The following is a 23,082-nucleotide window of genomic DNA, read 5'->3' as shown; positions in this document are numbered from 1 at the left end:
AAGGGGCAGGCCGAAAGGCCGGCCCCTTTTCTTTTGTCAGCGCGACGCGGGCGGCAGCGCCAAGAATGAGGGCCATCGATCAAGCTCAGCCCATAATCGCCGGTGAGGGTCCCCTGGGAAAAGATTACGTAAAAGAAGTGCTTGCGCTCAATTGACAGTCTTCGTGAAACCGGTTCTACTTCGCTCAACGGTACATGATCCTGTCCGCTGTACTATTCGCCGCTATCGCGAAGGTGTTTCGCCCGGCCCCGTCCTTCGGGCCGCGGCTAGCATGACAGGCTCCCGTGCTGACAACCGCCGGAACGGTGCGGCCGCCCGGCACGCATCCTTGCGAAAGGAATGGTTCGTTGCTGACCCTCTTGCTTACCCTCCTCGTCGCCGCTCCCGGCCAAGTGCCTGACAAGCCAAGCAAGCGCGAAGTGGCGGAACGCTCTGCCGATCCCGCGGACAAGGTGATCTGCAAGCGGTTCCAGCGGATCGGCACGCTCGTTGGCACGGAGCGCGTGTGCAAGACGAAGCGTGATTGGGATCGTGAGCGCGACGCCCTTCGCCAGCAAGGCAATGGGGGGGCGTGCGGCGTCTCGGGTGCCCCGGGCGGTTGCTGACACCCAGCTGCCCCATCCTGCAGCGGCCAGAAGCGAAGGGAATGATCGATGCTGACCCTCTTGCTTACCCTCCTCGTCGCCGCTCCCGGCCAGGTGCCTGACAAGCCAAGCAAGCGCGAAGTGGCGGAGCGCTCTGCCGATCCCGCGGACAAGATGATCTGCAAGCGGTTCCAGCGGATCGGCTCGCTGGTCGGGACCAACCGTGTCTGCAAGACGAAGCGGGATTGGGATGTCGAGCGCGAGGCTCTTAATCAGTGGAGCCCAGCGATCTCGTGCCGGCCCTCGGATGTGACCGGACGCTGCTGAACGCCGCCGCGTGCGGCTCGCGCCGGCGGGGCCCGCGCTGGTCCTAGCCCACCCAACCTCAACCGTGATCGCGGTCGGGCGCCCGCGCCGGGTGACGGTCAGCCGATTAGCGGCGCCGGTGCGTCCAGCGTGATCCCCGCGGATTGTGCGACCGCCGCCGCCCATTCGGCGACCTTGTGGATCTCGTCGGCATGGACCGCGGCGGCATCACGATGTTCCGCATCGCGCTCCGCTGTCCCGAATGCCTCGCCCGACTTGGAATGCCGCGTGAAGGCCGGCCCACGTGCCACCGCCTGCGCCTCCTCGGCGCTCAGCGACCGGCGGAACAGCGTGCCCAGCTGCGCCATTGCGGCAGCGGGATCGGCCAGCAACCGGCTGCTGTCGAGCGTCCGCACCCGCGCCGCGCCATAGCGGTCGACCATCCCGGCATACAGCTGCTGCTGCGCCAGCCAGCCGAGCGCCGCCACCTGCAGGTCGGTCTGCTCGAGATAGTCGCGCGTCGAAAAGCCCAGCTGGACCATATTGTCGTCCAGCATCCCGGTCAGCAGCGTGCGAACCCAGCGCCGCCCATCGATCCCCTTCTTGGCGATCGAGGCGAGATAGGTACGCAGCGGCGCATACATCATGATGGCGCAGGCATCGGGCCGTAGCGCCAGGATCGCTGGCGCAAGCGCGTTGATGACGGTCGACGGCTTCACCACCACCGTCTCGCCCGGCGCGAAGGGGCGTGCGAGCAGCGTCAAGACGTTGTCCAGCACGCTCGCCATGTCGGGGCCTTGGCCACCACGGCGGCGCCAGCCCACCATGTCGTTCAGGATCATCGGCTCCTTCAGCCCCATGGCCCAGCCTGGTCGATCGACCGCGCGCGACAGCAACGTCGAACAGCAATAGCCGGAGTGGAACAGGAAGTGGATCGGCGCCGCCTGTGGCCCGGTCGCCATCACATGATCCCGCCGCAGCACCACCGGGTTCAGCCCGGCGGGCAAATGATCGTCGATGAGGAAGGTGGTCGCACGATGCATGTCGCGGGGAACAGGAATGAAATGGATGGCATCGTGACCGGGATCATAGCGATGCGGGAGCCATTGCGGGTCGCGCGCGATCCCGATGAAGTCTGTCGAAGAAGCAAGTGCAGCCGTCATGATCCGGCTGATGTGGGCTGAAACAAGGTTAGTTGTCTAGCACGGGCCCTGTGATTATGCGTTGGTCGTGCAACAGGCAGCAATACAACAAATGATCAGCCGCGCGATGGCTGCCCAACAGGCAGGTCGGCAGGGCGAGGCGGTGGCGTTGTTTCACGAACTGCTGGATCGCGCGGGCGAACAGCCGCTTGCCCTGAACGCACTCGGCATGGATGCGCTCGGTCGCCGGGACTTTGCGTCAGCCGCCGCCTTCTTCGATCGGGCCATTGCCGCGGACCCGCGCGCGCCGGAATTGCAGATGAACCTTGCCAAGGCCTATCGCGAGGCGGGCGATGTCGCGGGAGAGGAACGGGCGCTGCTCGGCGCACTGGCGGTCGACCAGACGCACTTCATGGCTTTGGTCCGGCTGGCCGAACTGCACGAGCGCACGGGCGATCTGCGGCGCGCGGCGGAACGCTGGTCCAACGTGCTGGCGGTTGCCGCAGGCATTGCGGAACGCTCGCCGGCGCTGGAGATGATGCTGGAACATGCACGCGAGGTCGTGGCGCGGCAGCATGCAAGCTTCGCCGACGCGCTCGACAGCGGGCTCGCTGCGGCGCGCGCGGCGGCCGGTCCGTCGGGCCGGCGGCGCTTCGACGCCTGTGTCGATCATGTGCTGGGCCGCCGGCGGATTTACGCCAATGAATGTCACGGCCTGCACTTTCCCTTTCTGCCCGCCGACGAGTTCTTTGACCGCGCGCATTTCCCGTGGCTGGGGGAGATCGAGGCTGAGACCGACGTGATCCGTGCCGAGCTCGAAGCCGTGCTGGCCGAGGATGCGGCGCCGATCCGCCCCTATGTGGCGATGGAGCCGGGCACACCGCAGAACAAATGGTCGACGCTTGATCGATCGCTCGCCTGGGGCGCGATGCACCTGTGGAAGGACGGCAAGCGCGACGATGCCGTCTGCGCCCGCTTCCCGCGCACTGCCGCGGCGGTCGAGCGGCTGCCGCTCAGCGACCTACCGGGACGCACACCGACGGTGTTCTTCTCCCTGCTCAAGCCCGGCACGCATCTCCCCGCGCATACCGGCGTCAGCAATGTGCGCACGATCATCCATCTGCCGTTGATCGTGCCCGAGGGGTGCGAATTCCGCGTCGGTGGCGAAACGCGCCGCTGGGAAGAGGGCAAGGCCTGGGCGTTCGACGACACGATCGATCACGAGGCGTGGAATCGCTCGGATCAGATGCGCGCGATCCTGATCTTCGATGTGTGGAACCCGTACATCACGGCGGAGGAGCGCGACTTGCTGCGCGCCTTCTACGCGCTTGCCGATGAGTCGGATACGGCACCGACGGCGGCGATGCAGATCGGCGACTGATCAGCCGCGCGCGTGGCGCACCTGCGCATCGCGCGATCAGAAGATGCCGAGGAACTTCTTGCGCTGTTCCTTGCCCGGCTTCTCCTTGCCCTTTTCGTCCTTTGCCGTCGTGCCGCGGCCCACGTCGTCGCGCTTCTCGCCCTTGGTCGTGCGCTGCGCCGCCGCGGTTGCGCCGGCCAGCACCGGGCCGCACGCGGCCGACTTCGCGTCGCCGATGTCGACAAAGGCTAGCACCCCGGCGAGCGGTGCGGCCGCTACGGCAAGGCCGAGCCCGGCGCCTGCGCGGGCGAGCAGGTCCGGGCTGATCACGCTCAGCGCCGGCGCGGAGAAATAGCCAGCCAGGCCGACTGGCGACTGACCGGAAAACAGGCTGAACTTCTTGGCATCGGCGCGGACCGCCAGATCGACCGCCTCGGTGCGGAAGCTGAAGCCGCCCCGGCCCAGGATCACGTTCTTGCGCGTATCGATCAGGATCGGGTCGGCGGCTGCGATGCCGTTGCGCACGCTGAACGCCACCAGTCCGCAGTTGATGCTGACCGGCTCCTTCAGCTTGCCGGCGAACATCTTCTGCACGAACGTGCCGATGTCGAGCTCCGCCAGCTGCACGTTGCGCGTCCACAAGGCGCCCTGCGGCATGATGAAGGCGATCCGCCCGCTCGACGTCGCCAGCGAATCGGCGATCGAATCACCGCGCCCGTTCAGCTGGACACGGCCCTTGATCGTCCCCGTGGTGCCCGCTTCGGACACGCCCCAGCCAGCGAACAGCCGCCCCATCGGCGTCGGCGCGAGGCGGAAGTCGTATTTCACCGCGCTCGGCCGCTGGCGCGTGTCGAACACGATGTCGCTCGACACATTGCCGCGCGACATTGAGAAGCTGAACGGCGACAGCGCCAGCCGCCCGCGATCGAGATCGAGCGTGAGTTCCATGTTGGAAATCGGCACCTTGCGCGACTTCACCTGATCGACGGTCCAGACGAGGTCGGCGTCGAACGTCCGCATCTTCTCGACCGGCATGTCATCGTCCGGCAGCAGCTTGCGCGGGCCGGAGCCGGTGGCGGCCGCTGCGGCGACCGCGCCCTTGGTTTCGACGATGTCGGGATTGTAGCCGACCAGAACCGACGCATCGACGATATCGAGGCTGCGCGTGCGAATGGCCGAATCGAGGTGCAGCCGCTCCCCGTTGGTCACGGTCAGCCGCCCGGCTACGTCGCTCTCGCCAACGGTGCCGGCGATATTGGTGAAGCGATAGACCTCGCCATCCTTCACCATCCGGCCCTTCAGCGCATAGCGCCGCGTTTCCGGCAGGACGACGCCGATGATGCCGAGCAGTTCGGACAGGTCACGCCCGCGCGCCCGCGTCTCCAGCGGCACCTTCTCGATCTCGGCCAGCGAGGGAAGTGTGCCCGACACGTCGACCACATTGTTCGCCGCCCAGACGCGCGCGGTCAGCTTGTTCTCGCCGCGGTTCACCGTTGCGTCGGGCGACAGCAATTGCGCGGTGACCCGGAACGGCGTGTCGCGGATCCGCCCGGTGCCGCCGACGCGCACCGACTTGCCGATCTGCGCATCTTCCGAACGGATGTCCTCGATCCCGAGATCGGCGAGCAGCCGCATGCGGGGATCAAGATAGCGCACCGTCGTGCCGCGCACGGTTGCGACGTCGATGCGCGGAAACTCCAGCGGCTTGCCGCCCTTCTTCTCGCTGAACGTCCAGGTGTTGGTGGTATGCCCGGCGTTCCACTCCAGATCCGCCGCGCCGTTTTGCAGGTCGAGCCAGTAGAGTCGCCGCTTGCCGAACAGCAGCGACAAGGGCGCGATGCGCGTGTCGATCCTGTCCGCGCGGAACAGATAGGGCCGCGTTGCCCAGGCCGGATTGGCGATGGTGAAGCGCTCGGCGTAGAATTTGATCCTGAGCGGCGCGAAATACAGCTGGAAATCGCCGCCGACGCGGACCTCGCGGTTGGTCATCCGCCCGACGATCGTTTCGAACGGCCCCTTCAGGAACCGGCCCTTGGTGATGAACAGCACCAGCCAGATGAGCGCGGGTACGGCGAGGATGGCGATGATCGTGTTGCGCAGGATAAGGCGCCGCCGCCGCGGGTCGCGCGGGCCGGTGTCGGGCGGGGTCTTCGCCGTGGACAGCGCGGGCTGCCCATCACGCTTCGTCGCCATGTCCATGAAAGCGGGAATCGCATGGCGCACGCGTTGGTTGCATTTCGCCGGTCCGCCCGCTATGCGCCCCGCTTCTTCCCAGCGAGGTGAAAAGAATCGCCCGGCCATCAGGGCTGCCGCGGCGGTTCCAGTCTCGCTCGATTTGAAAGGACCAAAATGCCCAAGCTCAAGACCAAGAGCGGCGTCAAGAAGCGCTTCAAGCTCACCGCATCCGGCCTGCTCAAGCACGGCGTCGCTGGCAAGCGTCACCGCCTGATCAGCCACAACAGCAAGTACATCCGCCAGAACCGCGGCACCAAGGTGCTGTCGAAGGCCGACACCGCGACGGTGAAGGCCTGGGCCCCGTACGGCCTGCGTTGAGCGAGAGGAACTAGCACATGGCACGCATCAAGCGGGGCGTAACCACTCGCGCCAAGCACAAGAACATTCTGGAACAGGCCAAGGGTTACCGCGGCCGTCGCAAGAACACGATCCGCATCGCGCGGCAGGCCGTCGAAAAGGCTGGCCAGTATGCGTATCGCGACCGCAAGGTTAAGAAGCGGACCTTCCGCGGTCTGTGGATCCAGCGCATCAACGCCGGCGTCCGCGCCGAGGGTCTGACCTACAGCCAGTTCATGCACGGCCTGAAGCTCGCCAACATCGACCTCGACCGCAAGGTCCTGGCCGACATTGCGATGCACGAAGGCGAAGCATTTAGCGCGCTGATCGCTCAGGTGAAGAAGGCGCTGCCGGCCGAGGCTTGAGCCTCTTCTTCCAAAGCGACACAAAGGGCGTGGGTGGCAACACCCGCGCCCTTTGCGTGTCGGTCATATAACAAGATTTCCGTCATTCCCGCGAAGGCGGGAATCCATATTCTCCGAACGCTCGCGAGCGGAGAACCCGATGTCCCGACAACCCTGCGTCTATATCCTCGCCAGCGGCAGGCATGGCACGCTCTACATCGGCGTGACCTCGAACCTCGTCGCCCGCCTCCACCAGCACCGCGAAGGATTGATCGAAGGGTTCACCACCCGCTACGGGATCCATCGTCTGGTCTGGTTCGACATGGCAGACACGATGGAAGCGGCGATCACCCGCGAGAAGCAGCTCAAGAAGTGGAATCGCGACTGGAAGCTGCGGCTGATCGAGGAGGGCAATCCCGAATGGCGCGATCTGGCGATCGACCTCGGTTTCGCTCGAGTAGAGAAGACAATGCGTATGGATTCCCGCCTCCGCGGGAATGACGATGTGGCGCGGTGGAATGACGGAACGGGAAAGCATGACCGAGATTGACGACCTGAAGACGCACCTGCTGACCGCGATCGATGCCGCGGCCGGGCTCGAGGCGCTGGAAACCGTGCGCGTCGACGCGCTGGGCAAGCAGGGCCGGGTCACCGCGCTGCTGAAGTCGATGGGCGGCCTCAGCCCCGAGGAACGCCAGGTGAAGGGTCCCGCGATCCACGGCCTGCGCGAGGCCGTCACCAACGCGATTGCCAACCGCAAGGCCACGCTGGAGGCCGCCGCGCTGGAGGCAAAGCTCGCCGCCGAGCGGATCGACATGACGTTGCCGGTGGATGCGCCGCTCGCCGGCACGATCCACCCGGTCAGCCAGGTGATGGACGAACTGGCGGAAATCTTCGCCGATCTCGGCTTCGCGGTCGCCACCGGCCCGGAGATGGAGACCGACTGGCACAATTTCACCGCGCTCAACATTCCGGAAACCCATCCGGCACGCGCGATGCACGACACCTTCTATCTCGCCGGCGATCATGTGCCTGAGGATCGCGAGCGGCCCCGCCTGCTGCGCACCCACACGTCGCCGGTGCAGATCCGCACCATGCTGGCGAACAAGCCGCCGATCCGAATCATCGCGCCCGGCCGCACCTATCGCAGCGACAGCGACGCGACCCATACGCCGATGTTCCACCAGGTCGAAGGGCTGGTGATCGACAAGGGCATCACCATGGGTCACCTGAAATGGACGCTGGAGACGTTCCTGAAGGCCTTCTTCGAGCGTGACGACATCGTCCTGCGCCTGCGCCCCAGCTATTTCCCCTTCACCGAACCCTCGGCGGAGGTCGACGTCGGCTACACGCTGCAAAAGGGCAAGCGCGTGATCGGCGGCGGCGGCGACGTGCCCAACGGTGGCTGGATGGAAGTGCTCGGCAGCGGGATGGTCCACCCCAAGGTGATCGCCGCCTGCGGGCTCGATCCCGACGAATGGCAGGGCTTCGCCTTTGGCTGCGGCATCGATCGCCTCGCCATGCTGAAATACGGCATGGACGATCTACGCGCCTTCTTCGACGGCGATATCCGCTGGCTCAAGCATTATGGCTTCTCCGCCCTCGACGTCCCGACGCTGTCGGGCGGCGTCGGCGCGGCGTGATCGGACGATAGAGATGAAATTCACGCTTTCCTGGCTCAAGGACCACCTCGACACCGCGGCATCGCTGGACGAGATCCTCGTCGGCCTCACCCGCATCGGCCTTGAGGTCGAAGGGGTCGAGAACCCGGGCGAGAAGCTCGCCGCCTTCCGCATCGCCAAGGTGCTGACCGCCGAGCGGCACCCGCAGGCGGACAAGCTTCAGGTGTTGTCGGTGGATGCCGGCAACGGCCCGCTGCAAGTCGTCTGCGGCGCCCCCAACGCCCGCGCCGGCCTGGTCGGCGTGTTCGGCTCCCCCGGCGCGACCGTCCCGGCCAACGGCATGGTGCTGAAGGTCGCGGCGATCCGCGGCGTCGAATCGAACGGCATGATGTGCTCCACGCGCGAGCTGGAGCTGGGCGACGATCATGACGGCATCATCGAACTGGCCGCCGATGCGCCGGTCGGCGAAGTCTATGCCGAATGGGCGGGCCTCAACGATCCCGTCATCGACGTGTCGATCACGCCCAACCGGCAGGATTGCATGGGCGTGCGCGGCATCGCGCGCGATCTCGCCGCCGCCGGCCTCGGCACGCTGAAGCCGCTGAGCGTCGAGCCCGTCGCAGGCGAAGGCCCCGGCCCCGATGTGCGCACCGACGACCCCGCCGGCTGCCCCGCCTTCTTCGCGCAGGGCGTCAACGGCGTCACCAACGGCACCTCGCCCGAATGGCTGGCGAAGCGGCTGCGCGCGATCGGTCAGAAGCCGATTTCGGCATTGGTCGACATCACCAATTACATCACCGTCGATCTCGGCCGCCCGCTGCACGTCTATGACAAGGCGAAGCTCTCCGGCGGCCTCGTCGCGCGCAAGGCGAAGGCGGGCGAGACGGTCCTTGCCCTCAACGGCAAGACCTACACGCTCGACGAGACGATGACGGTCATCGCCGATGATGCCCATGTCCATGACATCGGCGGCATCATGGGCGGCGAGGAATCGGGCGTGTCGGACACGACCACCGACGTCATCATCGAATGCGCCTTTTTCGATCCCGAGCATATTGCCCGCACCGGCCAGAAGCTGATGCTGACCAGCGATGCGCGCCAGCGGTTCGAGCGCGGCGTCGACCCGGCCTTCCTCGACGACGGCCTCGCGATCGCTACCCGCCTCGTGCTCGACCTGTGCGGTGGTCAGCCGACCGGCATCACCCGCGCGGGTGAGCCGCCGCTCGGCACCCGCAGCTATGCCTATGATCCGGCCCGCGCCGAAACGCTCGGCGGCCTTGCCGTCGCGCCGGAACGGCAGCGTGCGATCCTGACCTCGCTTGGCTTCACCGTCAGCGACGATTGGCAGGTGACCCCGCCCACCTGGCGCCGCGATGTGGACGGCCCGGCCGATCTGGTCGAGGAAGTGATCCGTATCGAGGGCATCGACAACGTCCCCTCCGTGCCGCTGCCGCGCGCGCCGGGTGTCGCGACGCCGACCGCCACGCCGGAGCAGAAGCTGGAGCGCCGCGTCCGCCGCGCCGCTGCCGCACGCGGTCTCGACGAAGCGGTGACGTGGAGCTTCATCTCGGAAGCCGAGGCTGCGCCCTTTGGTGGCGGTGCCTTCACGCTCGCCAACCCGATCAGCGAGGACCTGAAGGTCATGCGCCCGTCGCTGCTGCCTGGCCTGCTGTCGGCCGCCGCGCGCAACGTGCGGCGCGGGGCCGGCACGATCCGCCTGTTCGAGATCGGCCGCCGCTATCTTGCCGACAAGGAGCGCCCGACCCTCAGCCTGATCCTCGCCGGTGACCGCCGCGCGCGGCACTGGCAGACGGGCAAGGCGCAGGGCTTCGATGCGTTCGACGCCAAGACAGAGGCGCTGGCGCTGCTCGCCGCCGCCGGCGCGCCGGTCGACAATTTGCAGGTGTTCGGTGAAGCCGGTGACGCTTGGCATCCAGGCCAGTCCGGCACGCTGCGGCTCGGGCCAAAGACGGTGCTCGCCGCCTTCGGCATCCTCCACCCCAATGTCACCCGCGCGTTCGATCTCGACGCCGGCGTCGCCGCGGTGGAGCTGTATCTAGATGCGATCCCCGGAAAGCGTTCCGCCGGCTTCATGCGCCCGGCCTATACGCCGCCCGCTCTCCAGGCCGTCCGCCGTGACTTCGCCTTCCTCGTGCCCGATGGCGTCGCCGCCGATGCACTGGCGCGCGCAGTGAAGGGCGCGGACAAGGCCGCGATCGTCTCCGCCCGCGTGTTCGACGTCTTCACCAAGGACGGCGAAACCTCGATGGCGGTAGAGATCGTGCTCCAGCCCGGCGACAAGGCGTTCGTCGAGGCCGAGCTGAAGACGATCGCCGACAAGGTCGTCGCCGCCGCCGCCAAACTGGGCGCGTCGCTCCGCGGCTGACACATGGTCGTCATCCCCGCGCTAGGCGGGGATGACGATGAAGGAGGCAAAGTGACCGACTGGATCACCATCGCGAACGATCATCTGTCGGCGGCGATCAACCCGCTCGGCGCGGAACTGTCCTCGCTCAAGGACGCCGCCCGCCGCGAGCTGATGACCGACGCCGATCCTGCTTTCTGGACCGGGCGTGCGCCCTTGCTCTTCCCCGTCGTCGGCAAGCCCGCCGGCGAGGTGATCCGCATCCAGGGCCGCGACTATCCGATGAAGCAGCACGGCTTCGCCCGCCGCCTGCCGTTCACGCTCGTCGATCACGGCCCGACGCACGCGACCTTCCGCCTGGCAGAAAGCGACGAGACGCGCGTCCATTACCCCTTCGCCTTCACCCTCGACGCGACCTTCCGTCTCGACGGCGCGACGCTGCACACCGACATTGTCATCAGCAATCCGAACGCGCAGGACATGCCGGCGAGCTTCGGTTTTCACCCTGCTTTCGCCTGGCCACTGCCGGGCGGCGCGGAACGTGGCCAGCACGTCATCACATTTGGCCAAAATGAGCCGGATGGCGTCCGGCCCATCGCCGATGACGGCACGATCAAGGCCGGTTCTGACCCCTCTCCGTTGGACGGTCGGACGCTCCACCTCGCCGACGATCTGTTCGCGCATGACGCGCTGGTGTGGGACAATGTCCGCTCCTCCAGCGTCACTTACGGTGCGCCTGGCGGGCCGCATCTGCGGATCGACTTTCCCGACACTCCGATGCTCGGCATCTGGACCAAGCCCGGCGCCCGCTACATCTGCGTCGAGCCATGGCACGGCATCGCCGATCCGGAGGGCTATGCCGGTGAATTCATTGATAAAGCCGGCATCTTCCTGATCCCGCCCGGCGGTTCCAAGCACATCAGCATGGCGGTAACTTTTCTCCCATGAAACTCGACACGCTCATCGGTGAACCCTGGGGCGACTATGGCCTCGTCGATTGCGGCCATGGTCGCAAGCTGGAGCGCTACGGCGACTATCGCTTCATCCGCCCCGAATCGCAGGCCCTCTGGGCGCCGGCGCACGACTTTTGGCAGGCCCACGGTGAATTCATCCCCGGCAGCGACGAGGATGGCGGCGGCCAGTGGCATTACTCCCGCCCAGTGCCGCGCGATGGCTGGCCGCTCGCCTGGGGCGTCGGCGCGGGTGCGGTGCGCTTCACCGCGCAGAACACGCCCTTCCGCCACCTCGGCTTCTTCCCCGACATGGCGCCCGTCTGGTCCTGGCTACGCGAGCGGCTGGAGGGCGTCAGTGAGCCTGAAGCGTTGAATTTGTTTGGTTATACCGGCGTCGGCACGCTCGCTTTGTCGGCCGCCGGCGCGAAGATGGTCCATGTCGACGCGTCCAAGAAGTCGGTCGAGGCGGCGCGCGCCAATGCGAAGCTATCGGGCATGACCGATCGCCCGGTGCGCTGGATCATCGACGATGCGGCGAAGTTCGTCGCGCGCGAGGTCCGCCGGGGCCGCCGCTATGACGCTATCCTGCTCGATCCGCCCAAATATGGTCGTGGCCCGGACGGCGAGATCTGGCGATTGGAGGAGCATCTGCCGGGGCTGATTGCCGACTGCCGCCAGCTCCTCGACGCCAATTCGCGGGCGCTGTTCCTCACCGTCTATGCCGTGCGCATGTCCGCGCTGGCGATCGGCGAGATGCTGCGCCAGGCCTTCGCTGATCTGCCCGGCACCGTCGAATGCGGCGAGCTGGGCGTGCGGGAGGAAGCACGCGGCCTGGTGCTGCCCACCGCAATCTGGGCGCGCTGGTCCAACGCGTGACTTGCACCCTGCATCTCGCGCTACCAGATGCAAGACAAGTTACGGAGACCAGTCGCCCATGGATCAGTTGAACCTGTCGGAAGCCGAATGGAAAGAGCGGCTCACGCCCGAACAATATCACGTGCTGCGAGAGGCAGGCACCGAACGGGCGTTTGCCGGCAAGTACAATGATTACAAGGCCGACGGCATCTATCATTGCGCCGCCTGTGCGCTGGAATTGTTCGACAGCGCTGACAAATACGATTCGGGATCGGGCTGGCCGAGCTTTACCCAGCCGATCGCGCCCGATGTAGTGACCGATCATCGTGACACCAGCCACGGGATGATTCGCATCGAATCGCGGTGCGCGCGTTGCGACAGCCACCTTGGCCACGTGTTTCCCGACGGTCCGCCGCCGACCGGTCTTCGCTATTGCATGAACTCCGTCAGCCTGGATTTCCGCCCGCGAAAGTAAGCCCCGGCACACGGCGGGCGAGAAGATCCGCCGTGTAGATGTTGCGCGCGCGCCACTTTGCGCGCCAGCATGTTCCGTTGCTGCGGCAGGCGACCTTACCTTGTTAAGCCCAGCCTAAGCTACTATCCGCCAGATCGCATCCGATGGCCCGTCGCCCCGTTCCCCGCTCGCCCTGGCGTCGACGCCTGTCGATCGCGATCAAGATCCTGATCGCGCTGGCCGTCGTTGCCTTTGGTGCGCTGCTCACCGCCGTTTACATCGCGCGGACGCAGCTCCCCTCCTTCGATGAGCTGAAATCCTCGCCCAATGGCCAGATGATCCGGGTCCATGCCGCCGACGGCACTGTGCTGGTGTCGATCGGGCCGAGCTATGGCGAATGGCTGCCGTTCGATCGCATCCCGCGGATCATGCGCGATGCGACGATCGCGGTGGAGGACAAGCGCTTCTACAGCCATCTCGGCGTCGACCCGATCGGAGTCGCGCGATCGGTGAAGGTGCGCTTTGATCGCGGTCGCTGGGTGCAGGGCGGGTCGACGATCACGCAGCAGCTCGCCCGCAACGTCTTCCTTAACAATCAGAAGAAGTTCGGCCGCAAGTTCCGCGAGTGGATTCTGGCGCTCGCGATGGAGCGCAAGTTCACCAAGGAACAGGTGCTCGAACTGTACCTGAACAAGGTCTATTATGGCGGCGGCGCCTATGGCATCGACGCTGCGTCGCGCAAGTTCTTCGGCCATGGCGCCAATCGCCTGACGCTGAGCGAGGCGGCGATCATCGCGGGGCTGGTCAAGGCACCGTCGAACTATTCGCCGACCGCTGACGCGCAGGCCGCGGTGGACCGCGCACAGGTCGTGCTGAATGTCATGGCCGAGAATGGCGTGATCAGCGCCGCGGAGGCGGCCGAGGCCGATCCGCAGGCGGTCAAGCTCGCGCCCGAGCCCAAGCAGAACAGCGTGCGCTATTTCACCGACTGGGCATTGCCCCAGCTCGAGCTGCTGATCGACGAGACGGAAAAGCCGCTCGAGGTGTGGACCACGCTCGATCTCAACATGCAGCGCGCGGCGGATGCCGCGGTGCGCGCCAATGCGCCCGGCGGCGCGCAGGGTGCGCTGGTCTCGCTCGATCGCGACGGCGCGGTGCGCGCCATGGTGGGCGGCAAGGATTATGTGTCGTCGATCTACAATCGCGCGACTCAGGCGCAGCGGCAGCCGGGCTCAGCCTTCAAGCTGTTCGTCTATCTTGCCGCGCTCGAGGCCGGGATGACGCCCGAGACGACGGTGGTGGATGAACCCATCACGATCGACGGATGGAGCCCGCGCAACAGCTCGCGCCGCTATTCGGGGCAGGTGACGCTGCGGACCGCCTTTGCTTATTCGCTCAACACCGTTGCGGCGCGGCTTGGCCAGCAGGTCGGCTTCACCACCGTCGCCGACATGGCGCGCCGCTTCGGCATCACGACCCCGGTCAACACCCAGCCGTCGATGGTGCTCGGCACGTCGGACGTGCGCCTGATCGACATGACCCGGGCGTTCGCCAGTGTCGCCAACAAGGGTGTCGCCGTGATGCCGTACGGAATCACCAAGGTGACGGCGAACAACGAGGTGATCTATCAGCATGAGGTCGATCGCAGCCGCGTCCTGGTCGCACCCTATGTGGCGGCGCAGATGACCGACCTGCTGCAGACGGCGGTGAATACCGGTACCGGCCGCGCGGCGCAGATCGGCCGCCCGGTGGCGGGCAAGACCGGTACCACCTCATCCTCCAAGGACGGCTGGTTCCTCGGCTTCTCCTCCGGCCTGACGACGGGCGTGTGGATGGGCCGGGATGATGCCAAGCCGATCGGCGGCTTGCAGGGCGGCGCCGCGCCGGCCCGCGCCTTCGCCCAGTTCATGACCAAGGCGGTGGCCAATCGTCCGATCGAGCAGTTCGAGACCGAAGTGACCCTGCCCGAATGGCAGCTCGAACCCGATGAGGAGAGCTATTTCGGGGAGCCGGACAACAGCGTCTTTGTCGACGACAATGGGGAGCCGCTGCCCAGCGACGCGGTGCCGCTGCCGGAGGACGATTATGGCCGCGGCATTGAGCGTCCGTCGCCGCGCGCCGAGCGTCCGGTGGTCGAGGATGGCGATCCGGCCCAGCCCGCGCCGCCGCAACGGCTGGATCAGGACTGGATCGACCGCGTGACCGGCAGGGACCCGCGCGCGCCCGCGCGGGAGCCCCGCGGCGAGCGTCGCTACCCGGCGCCGCCGCCCGTCGAGGAACGACCATACCAGTGAAGTGTCGCACCTTGGGTGCGCAGCCATTGACGATGTGGCGTCGGGTCGCTGCCGTATAGCTGCTCGACCAGCGCGTGGAACGCGGGCGAATGATCCATGTGGATGCGATGCGCCACTTCATGCGCTGCGGTTGCACGGCGTACCGCCACGGGGGCGAGCGCCAGTCTCCAGCTGTAGCGGATCGCGCCCGTGCTGCTGCAACTGCCCCACCGCCCGCGAGGATCACCAATCGAAACGCGCTCCACAGCGATGCCGGCGCGATCGGCATAAAGACGCGTGTCCGCCTCCAGCAATGACAGCGCCTCGCGCTTCAACCATGTCTCCACGCGGCGCGCGATTGTTTCGGGCGGCCCCGACAGGAGCAGCAGGTCGCCCTCGCGCCGCACGATCCGCGAGCAGCCGGGTTGCCAGGCAATGGTGAGCAGGTCGTCGTCGAACGGAAATTGACCACCATCCTCGAAGGGGCGGGCCTGGGGAAGGCGGGCGCGCTGAGCCGCGATCCAGTCGCCATAGCCCATTGCCCAGGACAGTGCCTTTGCGGCGGAGGCACGTTTCGGGATGGTCAGGCGGACGCGGCCGCTCAGCGGGTCGAAGCTCAATTTCACGCGCCGGGCGGTCGGGTGCCGAACCACCTCGATCGCGTTTCCTGGATCGGCAAGGTGGGCGTTCTGCGCCATCGATGATCCAGCGTCTCCCGGCGTACCCGGCCGAGACGATCCGCTCACAGCTTGCGATCGACCATGTGATATTCCAGTTCGCCGGCGTCATCTTCGCTGATCGTCCAGCCGCGCACGGATTCGCCCGCACGATGCACCGCCTCGCGATCACCGGACACGAGGTAATGCCATTCGGGCAGCTGCTCCCCATGCAGCCGCAGGCGATAGGCGCAGGTCGAGGGCAGCCACTCGATCGCGTCGACATTGCGCATCGAAAGTCGCACGCATTCCGACACATAGGCATGCCGGTGCTTGTAGTTCGAGCAGAAACCGGTGCGCCGGTCGAGCAGGCGGCAGGCGACGTTGGTCGGGTAAAGCTCGTTCGTTTCCTCGTCCTCAAGCTTGTGCAGGCAGCATTTGCCGCAGCCGTCGCACAATGCCTCCCATTGCGCGCGGTCAAGCTTGTCGAGCGGTGTGTCTTCCCAGAAGCGCGTCATTCGGCCCAGCGTTTGATCTCGTCGGCGATGGCCTGTGGCGGTCCCTCCTGCGGCAGCAGCGCGAGCGGCTTGCCGTCCGGGGACATCAGATAGGCCTGACGGCTGTGATCCATCAGATAGCCGCCGGACGTGCCTTTACCACGCTGGTAGAAAATCGCGTAATCCTTTGCGGTCTTGGCGATCTCTTCCGGCGTGCCGGTCAGTCCGATCATCCGCGGGTGGAAGGCGGAGACGAATTGCTTGAGCACCGCGGGCGTGTCGCGTTCCGGGTCGATGGTGATGAAGACGGGCACGATCCGTGCGGCGAGCGCGGGATCGCTCTTCTCCAGCAGCTTCAGGCCGGCGCCGATATTCTGCACGTCGACCGGGCAGACGTCGGGGCAGAAGGTGTAGCCGAAATAGACGATGCGATATTTGCCGTTCAGCGCCTGATCGCTGAACGGTTTCCCATCCTGATCGATCAAGCTCATCGGTCCACCGATCCGCGCGCCTTCCAGCGGCGGGCGCGTCGGGGTCGCGGCGGGCGAGCAGGCGAGGAGGGCGAGGGGGGCTAGGCTGATGAGAAGGCGGACGTTCATGGCATCGCCAGCCTTGATCTGTTAAGGCCGCGATCGCAACCATCGGATGGACCTTCTGCCTGTGAAGACGCTGCGCCGCCTGCTCGTTCCCCTCCTGATCACCGCCGCCGTACCGGCCGCTGCGCAGCAGCAGTCGCAGGGCTACAAGTTCCTGGAGGCGGTGCGCAAAGCCGATGGCGACACGGTGGTGAAGATGCTCGACCAGCCCGGGCAGCGGATCGTCAACTCGCGCGACATCACGACCGGCGAAGGGGCCCTCCACATCGTGGTGAAGCGCGGTGACTCGACGTACCTGCGCTTCCTGCTGCAGCGTGGCGCCGATCCCAACATGCGCGATGGCCGCGGCGACACGCCGCTGCTGCTCGCGGTCCAATATGGCCAGAACGCGATCGTCGACGTGCTGACCGCGAACAAGGCCAACCCCAACTTGGGCAATGGCGGGGGCGAGACGCCGCTGATCCGCGCGGTGCAGAAGCGCGATCTGCCGATGGTCCGCAGCCTGCTTGCCGCGGGCGCAAACCCCGACCAGACCGACAATATCGCCGGGATGTCGGCGCGTGATTACGCCCATGCGGATGCGCGGTCCCCAGCAATCGCAAAGCTGATCGATGAAAAGCCGAAGCGGGCGGTTCGGGCAGTTGCGGGCCCGAAGTTCTAGCATCACAAGGAGCAGAATTGCTCGCATTCCCTTGCCGCACGAAGATGGTTAATCCGCTCTGGACATTTGTCAGTAATCAGTGAAGCTTGCCCCTGCCGAAGCAACGGCGCCGGGGGGCAGCTTGATGGGCAATGGAGACGCGGGGGCGCCGGGGGCACGCCAGCGCCTGATCTTTGACTTTGGTCAGATCCGATGACCGAGACGCCGCTCGACATCCTTGTGCTCGGTCACAATTACGCGCCCGAACCGGTCGGCATTGCTGTTTATACCAGCGGCATGGCCGAAATGCTGGCGGATGGCCATGAAGTTCGTGTCATCTGCGGCACGCCATGTTACCCGCATTGGTCGGTGCTGCCGGGCTACTCCCACTACAAGGTGACGCACCGGTGCGAGGGCGGGGTCGCCGTGACACGGCTGCCGCACTTCGTGCCCTCGGTCCCGCGTGGTTGGCGCCGCATCCTCCATCATCTGAGCTTCGCCCTGCTAGCGACTTGGGCGATGCTGCGAGCGTGCTGGCGCCGGCGGCCCGACGTGATTGTCGCAATTGCGCCATCGATCCTGTCGACCGCGGTGGCGCGGCTCGTCGCCACATGCGTGCGGCGGCCCTTGTGGATCCATGTCCAGGATCTCGAGCTCGAGGTTGCGCTGGCGACGGGGCAGTTGCCGGGTGGCCGGCGAACCGCCGCGCTGCTGGGCGCGGTCGAGCGCTGGGCGCTGTCGGGGGACCGGGTGAGCAGCATTTCGCCGGCGATGTGCGAGCGGCTCGCGGCGAAGCTGGGGCGCGGTGCAGCCGTGTTCGAGTTCAGGAACTGGGCTGATCCGGCGGTCGTCCATCGGGCGGAGGCTGAGTCGCCCTATCGTCGCGAATGGCGCATCGGGCGGCCGCATGTGGTGCTATATTCCGGGAATATAGCGGCAAAACAAGGCGTTGAGCTCGTCGTCGAGGTGGCCCGGCTGCTTGGCTGGCGGACCGATATCCAGTTCGTGATCTGCGGCAATGGCGCCAACCGGGCAGCGCTGGAGGAGGCGGCGCGGGGGAGTGGGGTGATGATCCATGACCTGCAGCCGACCGAACTGCTGGGCGATCTTCTGGCGTTGGCGAGTGTGCATGTACTGCCGCAGATCGCGGGAGCGGCGGATCTGGTGCTGCCGTCAAAGCTGCCCAACATGCTGGCGTCGGGGCGGCCGGTGATTGCCACGGCGGACGAAGGTACGGGAATTGCTCGAGAATTGGGCGGGGCCGGGCTGCTGACGCCGCCGCATGACGCGCGCGCGCTGGCGGACGCGATCGCGTCGTTGATCGATGATCCGGTGCGGCGCGCGGCGATGGGGGCGGCGGGACGGCGGCTTGCCGCGGCGCGCTGGGACAAGCGCGAAATCCTGGAGCAGTTTGGCCGCGAATTACGCACGCTCGTGGTGGAGGCGGGGTACAACCGGCCTGTTGGCGGAGTCATTCGGCCGCGCTTTGCCCAGCATCAGCCAGCGGGTCGCATCGAACCGGTCCAGCAGCATCCATAAGGCTACCCCGAGGCCAAGGGCGAGGGGGACGAGCAGCGGCGCGCTGAGCACGTCGCGCAACGCGTAATAAAGCGTCAGGTGGACATACATGATGACGAGGCTGGCCTGACCGAGCCGTTCGATGGCGGGCGAGCGGGGAAGCCGGCGCGCGGCCAGCAGGATCAGGTGGCACAGGCCGAGCGCGGCGAGGATGCTGAAGAGCGGCGTGCCGGCGTCCGCGACCTTGAGGTCGAGCGGGCGCGACAGCGGCGCGAGGAGCGCGAGCGCGATCGCTGCGAGCGTCAGCGGCCCGCCAAGCCGGTCGGCGTGACGGTGGTGGAGGATGCCGGCGAGGAAGAAGAACAGCGCCAGCGGCACGCTGATGATCCCCCAGGGATTGGGGAGGGCGGGCATCAGCAACGCCGCGGCGAGGGCCGCAGCGGCGGTGGCGGGGAGCCAGCGCGCGGGCAGCCGCAGCACGAGGGCGGCGAGGATCTGAGTGACGAAGAGGCAGGTGACGAACCAGAAGATGCCGAACGGGGCGACGAGGAACGTGCCGCCGAGCAGCAACCGGGCGAGCGCCGCCGGGGGATGATCCCACGGCAGATAGGCCCGATGCCCGGCGACCGCCGCGATCGCCGCGTCGGACAGCGCGATCACCAGCAGCCAGGCGGCATAGGGCAGGAGCAAGGTCGCCGCGCGGCGGCGAATTAGGCGCGCGGGGGCGGGCGTGCCGAAGACGATGCCCGACAGCATGAAGAACAGCGGCATGTGGAAATGGAACATCGCCGCGCGCACCGCGGGATCGCTGGTGAAATGACCGATGACGACCGCGACGATGCCGATCGCGCGCGCCGTATCGAGCCAGCCGATCCGATCCCCCATCATCGGAGCGTAACAGCCGCGCAAGCCAGCGCAAGCGGATGCGTGCCTGTATGGCGCGCCCGGACGGGCCGCTGCGTCGACGGGCGCGGGTAGGGGGGAGCTGGCCGATAGCCACCGCGACGATCCGCTCGCGCGAGACGAACCGCGCCAGCCGATCCGTCCCTCATAAGAGGTTGACAGCCGTGGGTGCGGCCAAAGCAGATGCAGGCGGTCGGGCGCGGCGAGGCCCGGTGGGTCGCCGGTTGGGCTGGGTTGGTCCGGGCTGGGTTGGTCCGGGCTGGGCTGGGCTGGGCTGGGCTGCGCGGATGAGTGGCGGCGACCAGAATTCCAACCGTATGCGGCGTGCCGATCCCGCGGAGCCGACCCCCTATCGCGCGACGCGTAGCTACCGCGCGGGCCCGAATGCAGATAAGAGCGGGCGTAGGTGGCGAGGGCGGGTGGGCCCGGTGTCGGGTAGCGCTGCGCGGATCGGGTGTGCGTTGTCCGATGACGACGCGTAGGACGCCAATTGCCAGCGCCGTGTCGAGCCTGCCGGCCCGATTTCCTGTCACGGGCGCGTGGCAGCAGCGCAGGGCGGCGCAAGTAGATGCAAGAGCGCGGGCGTGCCGAGGGAAGGCGGGCCGCCGGGCCGGGTCGGGCTGCGTGGATCGGGGTCGGCTGTCCGCCGACTTCGATCCTGGTCGCGAGCGCCGTAGCTCTTCAGAGGATCATGCCCGGAGCGGGGCAGCTTCGCGGGGCAGCGGACGCGGATCGGGCGTTTGCCGATCGGCGCGGCGGCGGGGTGACCTTTCTTGCATGGGAAGGGTTTTTCCCGCGCCGGAACGGCCGGCCCTGCGGGGCAGGGGCCGGCCGGCCGGTGTTTATTCCGCCGCGGCTTCCTTCTTGGCGGCCGTCTTCTTGGCGCCCGTCTTCGCGGCCGGTGCCTTCTTTGCGGCCGCGGTCTTCGGGGCGGCGGCTTTCTTGGGTGCAGCCTTTTTGGCGGGCGCCTTCTTCTTGGCCTTGCCCTTGCTCGGCATGGCGGCGCGCGCGTCGATGAGCTGCGCGGCCTCCTCCAGCGTCAGTGCATCGGGAGCGATCGTCTTGGGCAGAGTGGCGTTGGTTTCGCCGTCGGTGACATAGGGGCCGTAGCGGCCCTCCATGAGCTTCAGCTCCGCCTCGGTGCGCGGATGCTTGCCCAGCACCTTGAGCGGTTCGCGCGAGCCGCGCTGCGGGCGGCCACCGCCGGCGGCGGCCTCCGCGAGCTTCACCACGGCGGCGTTCATGCCGGTTTCGAACACGTCGGCGGTGCTCTGCAACCGGGCGTACTTCCCGTCATGCTGCAGATAGGGGCCGTAGCGGCCGATCGAGGCGACGATGTCCTTGCCGGTTTCGGGGTGCTGGCCGATCGTACGCGGCAGGCTGAGGAGCTTCAGCGCCATTTCGAGGTCGAGCTCGCCGACATCCTTGGGGATCGAGGCGCGCTTGGCATCCTTGCCCTCGCCGAGCTGGATATAGGGGCCAAAGCGCCCCGACTTGCGCTCGACCGGGAGGCCGGTTTCCGGATCATGGCCGAGCTGTTCGGGCTCACCGCTGTCGCCGCCCTCGGCGCCCGCCTGTGCGAAGCGGCGGGTGTATTTGCACTCGGGGTAATTGGAGCAGGCGATGAACGCGCCGAAGCGGCCGCCGCGCAGCGCGAGCCGGCCATTGCCGCAATTGGGGCACAGCCGTGCATCGCTGCCGTCCGCGCGATGGGGGAAGAGATAGGGCGCGAGGAAGGCGTCGAGCTGTTCGGTGACTTCGCTCGGCTTGAACTCCATCACCTCGGCGGTGCGCGGCTTGAAATCGCGCCAGAAGCTTTCGAGCACCGCCTGCCATTGCGCGCGGCCGCCAGAGACGTCGTCCAGTTCCTCCTCGAGCTCGGCGGTATAATCATAGCCGACATAGCGTTCGAAGAAGCGTTCGAGGAACGCCGTCACGAGACGCCCGCTCTCCTCGGCGAAGAAGCGATTCTTCTCGACGCGGACGTAGGCGCGATCCTTCAGCGTCTTGATGATTGAGGCGTAGGTGGACGGGCGGCCGATGCCGAGCTCTTCCATGCGCTTGACCAGCGAGGCTTCGGAGAAGCGCGGCGGCGGCTGGGTGAAATGCTGTTCGGCGTCGACCGACTTCTTGGCCGGGGAATCGCCGTCGCGCATCCGCGGCAGGCGCTTCGCGTCTTCATCGGCGCTATCGTCCTGCCCCTCTTCGTAGAGCGCGAGATAGCCGGGGAAGAGCACGACCTGGCCGGTCGCGCGCAGCACGTTGCGCCCCGTGCCGTCGGCCATGTCGACGGTGGTGCGCTCCATCCGCGCCGAGGCCATCTGGCTGGCGAGTGCGCGCTTCCAGACGAGGTCGTAGAGGCGGGCATGATCGCCCGAGCCGACGCGATCGCGGCTGAAATCCGTCGGGCGGATCGCCTCGTGCGCTTCCTGCGCGTTCTTCGCCTTGGTCTGATACTGGCGCGGCTTGTCGGGGACGTAGCTCGCGTCATAGCGATTGGCGATCGCGCCGCGCGCGGCGTCGATGGCGCTGCCGTCCATCTGCACGCCGTCGGTACGCATGTAGGTGATCGCGCCATCCTCGTAGAGCTGCTGCGCGATCCGCATCGTGTGATCGGCGGAGAAGCCGAGCTTGCGCGCTGCCTCCTGCTGCAACGTCGAGGTGGTGAAGGGCGGCGGCGGGTTGCGCGTCGCGGGCTTGGTCTCGACCCGCTCGACGGTGAAGCGGCCGGCCTCGACCGCGGCCTTGGCCTTCAGAGCATCGCCCTCATTGCCGATCGACAGGCGATCGAGCTTCTTGCCGTCCCATTGCACGAGGCGCGCGGTGAAGGGCGTGCCGTCCTGCTCCATCGCGGCAGTGACCGACCAATATTCCTGCGCACGAAACGCCTCGATCTCACGCTCGCGATCGACGATCAGGCGAAGCGCGACCGACTGGACGCGGCCGGCGGACTTGGCGCCGGGCAGCTTGCGCCACAGCACCGGCGACAGCGTGAAGCCGACGAGATAGTCGAGCGCGCGGCGGGCACGATAGGCGTCGATGAGGTCGGTATCGAGCTCACGCGGGTTCGCCATCGCCTGAGTCACCGCGGGCTTGGTGATGGCGTTGAAGGTGACGCGGTCGACCTTCTTGGGCAGCGCCTTGCGCTTCGCCAGCACTTCCTGGACGTGCCAGCTGATCGCCTCCCCCTCTCGATCAGGGTCGGTGGCGAGGATCAGGCGGTCGGCATCCTTGGCGAGATCGGCGATCGCCTTCAGCTGCTTGGCCTTGTCGGCGTAATTTTCCCATTCCATCGCAAAGCCGGCGTCGGGATCGACCGAGCCGTCCTTCGCCGGCAGATCGCGGACATGGCCGTAGCTCGCGAGAACGCGAAAATCGGAGCCGAGGTATTTTTCGATGGTCTTCGCCTTTGCGGGCGATTCGACAATTACAAGCTGCATTGG

At 66.9% G+C, this 23,082-nt stretch carries 20 protein-coding genes and 1 pseudogene; 14 read left to right on the top strand and 7 right to left on the bottom strand.

Translation table 11 applies throughout. The features are described 5' to 3' along the window. Nucleotides 1-347 precede the first annotated feature (347 nt). Complete coding sequence (locus L8F96_RS06715; RefSeq protein WP_125945418.1) at nucleotides 348-605, top strand: hypothetical protein; 258 nt, start codon at nucleotides 348-350, stop codon at nucleotides 603-605. A 48-nt stretch (nucleotides 606-653) separates the two neighbouring features. Further along, nucleotides 654-911, top strand: coding sequence for a hypothetical protein (locus L8F96_RS06710; protein ID WP_046407955.1), 258 nt, complete (start codon nucleotides 654-656; stop codon nucleotides 909-911). 98 nt (nucleotides 912-1,009) lie between these two features. Here the strand turns inward: L8F96_RS06710 and L8F96_RS06705 are convergent, their stop codons facing one another. Further along, complete coding sequence (locus L8F96_RS06705; RefSeq protein WP_125945420.1) at nucleotides 1,010-2,053, bottom strand: hypothetical protein; 1,044 nt, start codon at nucleotides 2,051-2,053, stop codon at nucleotides 1,010-1,012. A 106-nt stretch (nucleotides 2,054-2,159) separates the two neighbouring features. On the opposite strand from L8F96_RS06705, the gene L8F96_RS06700 reads away from it, so the two are divergent. Next, complete coding sequence (locus L8F96_RS06700; protein WP_241212593.1) at nucleotides 2,160-3,413, top strand: aspartyl/asparaginyl beta-hydroxylase domain-containing protein; 1,254 nt, start codon at nucleotides 2,160-2,162, stop codon at nucleotides 3,411-3,413. A gap of 36 nt (nucleotides 3,414-3,449) precedes the next feature. On the opposite strand, the gene L8F96_RS06695 is transcribed toward L8F96_RS06700, so the two are convergent. Continuing rightward, the gene (locus tag L8F96_RS06695; RefSeq protein ID WP_417158949.1) at nucleotides 3,450-5,585 is read right to left on the bottom strand and encodes an AsmA family protein; all 2,136 of its coding nucleotides are present in this window, start codon (nucleotides 5,583-5,585) and stop codon (nucleotides 3,450-3,452) included. 156 nt (nucleotides 5,586-5,741) lie between these two features. Between L8F96_RS06695 and rpmI the strand changes: the two genes are divergently transcribed. From rpmI to L8F96_RS06650, 9 genes and pseudogenes are all read left to right on the top strand, one after another. Continuing rightward, nucleotides 5,742-5,945, top strand: a complete 204-nt coding sequence (gene rpmI / locus L8F96_RS06690; protein ID WP_046407959.1) for a 50S ribosomal protein L35 — start codon at nucleotides 5,742-5,744, stop codon at nucleotides 5,943-5,945. Nucleotides 5,946-5,962: 17 nt separating this feature from the next. Beyond that, nucleotides 5,963-6,328, top strand: a complete 366-nt coding sequence (rplT, locus tag L8F96_RS06685; RefSeq protein ID WP_046407961.1) for a 50S ribosomal protein L20 — start codon at nucleotides 5,963-5,965, stop codon at nucleotides 6,326-6,328. Between the two features lie 139 nt (nucleotides 6,329-6,467). After that, nucleotides 6,468-6,758 (top strand): annotated as a pseudogene (locus L8F96_RS06680) (GIY-YIG nuclease family protein); the annotation flags it as partial. Between the two features lie 85 nt (nucleotides 6,759-6,843). Continuing rightward, entirely contained in the window at nucleotides 6,844-7,950 is a 1,107-nt protein-coding gene (gene pheS / locus L8F96_RS06675) for a phenylalanine--tRNA ligase subunit alpha (RefSeq protein WP_046407964.1), read from the top strand. A 13-nt stretch (nucleotides 7,951-7,963) separates the two neighbouring features. Then, nucleotides 7,964-10,315, top strand: a complete 2,352-nt coding sequence (pheT, locus tag L8F96_RS06670; protein ID WP_334655588.1) for a phenylalanine--tRNA ligase subunit beta — start codon at nucleotides 7,964-7,966, stop codon at nucleotides 10,313-10,315. Between the two features lie 51 nt (nucleotides 10,316-10,366). Continuing rightward, nucleotides 10,367-11,242 (top strand): aldose 1-epimerase family protein, encoded by an 876-nt coding sequence (locus tag L8F96_RS06665; protein WP_334655587.1) that lies wholly within the window; start codon nucleotides 10,367-10,369, stop codon nucleotides 11,240-11,242. Beyond that, on the top strand, nucleotides 11,239-12,123 hold the full coding sequence (locus L8F96_RS06660; protein ID WP_334655586.1) for an RsmD family RNA methyltransferase: 885 nt from the start codon (nucleotides 11,239-11,241) through the stop codon (nucleotides 12,121-12,123). The genes L8F96_RS06665 and L8F96_RS06660 overlap by 4 nt, the downstream gene beginning before the upstream one ends. Before the next feature lie 58 nt (nucleotides 12,124-12,181). Then, nucleotides 12,182-12,577: a peptide-methionine (R)-S-oxide reductase MsrB gene (msrB, locus tag L8F96_RS06655; RefSeq protein WP_334655585.1), complete on the top strand. Its 396-nt coding sequence runs from the start codon at nucleotides 12,182-12,184 to the stop codon at nucleotides 12,575-12,577. A gap of 143 nt (nucleotides 12,578-12,720) precedes the next feature. Next, nucleotides 12,721-14,850, top strand: coding sequence for a transglycosylase domain-containing protein (locus L8F96_RS06650; protein ID WP_334655584.1), 2,130 nt, complete (start codon nucleotides 12,721-12,723; stop codon nucleotides 14,848-14,850). Here L8F96_RS06650 and L8F96_RS06645 read toward each other — a convergent pair. From L8F96_RS06645 to L8F96_RS06635, 3 genes are read right to left on the bottom strand one after another with little or no spacing between them, the layout of a single operon-like run. Then, nucleotides 14,808-15,527, bottom strand: a complete 720-nt coding sequence (locus L8F96_RS06645) for a M48 family metallopeptidase (RefSeq protein WP_334655583.1) — start codon at nucleotides 15,525-15,527, stop codon at nucleotides 14,808-14,810. The two genes, L8F96_RS06650 and L8F96_RS06645, sit on opposite strands and share 43 nt — an antisense overlap. A 44-nt stretch (nucleotides 15,528-15,571) precedes the next feature. Further along, on the bottom strand, nucleotides 15,572-16,003 hold the full coding sequence (locus L8F96_RS06640; protein WP_145117803.1) for a YcgN family cysteine cluster protein: 432 nt from the start codon (nucleotides 16,001-16,003) through the stop codon (nucleotides 15,572-15,574). Further along, nucleotides 16,000-16,581: an SCO family protein gene (locus L8F96_RS06635; RefSeq protein WP_301091331.1), complete on the bottom strand. Its 582-nt coding sequence runs from the start codon at nucleotides 16,579-16,581 to the stop codon at nucleotides 16,000-16,002. The genes L8F96_RS06640 and L8F96_RS06635 overlap by 4 nt, the downstream gene beginning before the upstream one ends. Before the next feature lie 46 nt (nucleotides 16,582-16,627). On the opposite strand from L8F96_RS06635, the gene L8F96_RS06630 reads away from it, so the two are divergent. Both L8F96_RS06630 and L8F96_RS06625 read left to right on the top strand, forming a co-directional pair. After that, nucleotides 16,628-17,239 (top strand): ankyrin repeat domain-containing protein, encoded by a 612-nt coding sequence (locus L8F96_RS06630; protein WP_046407978.1) that lies wholly within the window; start codon nucleotides 16,628-16,630, stop codon nucleotides 17,237-17,239. A 192-nt stretch (nucleotides 17,240-17,431) separates the two neighbouring features. Continuing rightward, nucleotides 17,432-18,757: a WcaI family glycosyltransferase gene (locus L8F96_RS06625; protein ID WP_334655582.1), complete on the top strand. Its 1,326-nt coding sequence runs from the start codon at nucleotides 17,432-17,434 to the stop codon at nucleotides 18,755-18,757. Here L8F96_RS06625 and L8F96_RS06620 read toward each other — a convergent pair. Both L8F96_RS06620 and topA read right to left on the bottom strand, forming a co-directional pair. Further along, on the bottom strand, nucleotides 18,641-19,621 hold the full coding sequence (locus tag L8F96_RS06620) for an acyltransferase family protein (protein ID WP_186313880.1): 981 nt from the start codon (nucleotides 19,619-19,621) through the stop codon (nucleotides 18,641-18,643). The two genes, L8F96_RS06625 and L8F96_RS06620, sit on opposite strands and share 117 nt — an antisense overlap. A gap of 860 nt (nucleotides 19,622-20,481) precedes the next feature. Beyond that, the gene (topA, locus tag L8F96_RS06615; protein WP_334655581.1) at nucleotides 20,482-23,079 is read right to left on the bottom strand and encodes a type I DNA topoisomerase; all 2,598 of its coding nucleotides are present in this window, start codon (nucleotides 23,077-23,079) and stop codon (nucleotides 20,482-20,484) included. Nucleotides 23,080-23,082 lie beyond the last annotated feature (3 nt).

Origin of the sequence: Sphingomonas panaciterrae, from assembly GCF_036890205.1 — a bacterium.
Classification (GTDB): Bacteria; Pseudomonadota; Alphaproteobacteria; order Sphingomonadales; family Sphingomonadaceae; genus Sphingomonas; species Sphingomonas panaciterrae.
Note: the sequence above shows the minus strand (reverse complement) of the source record. Positions and strands in the feature narration are given on the sequence as shown.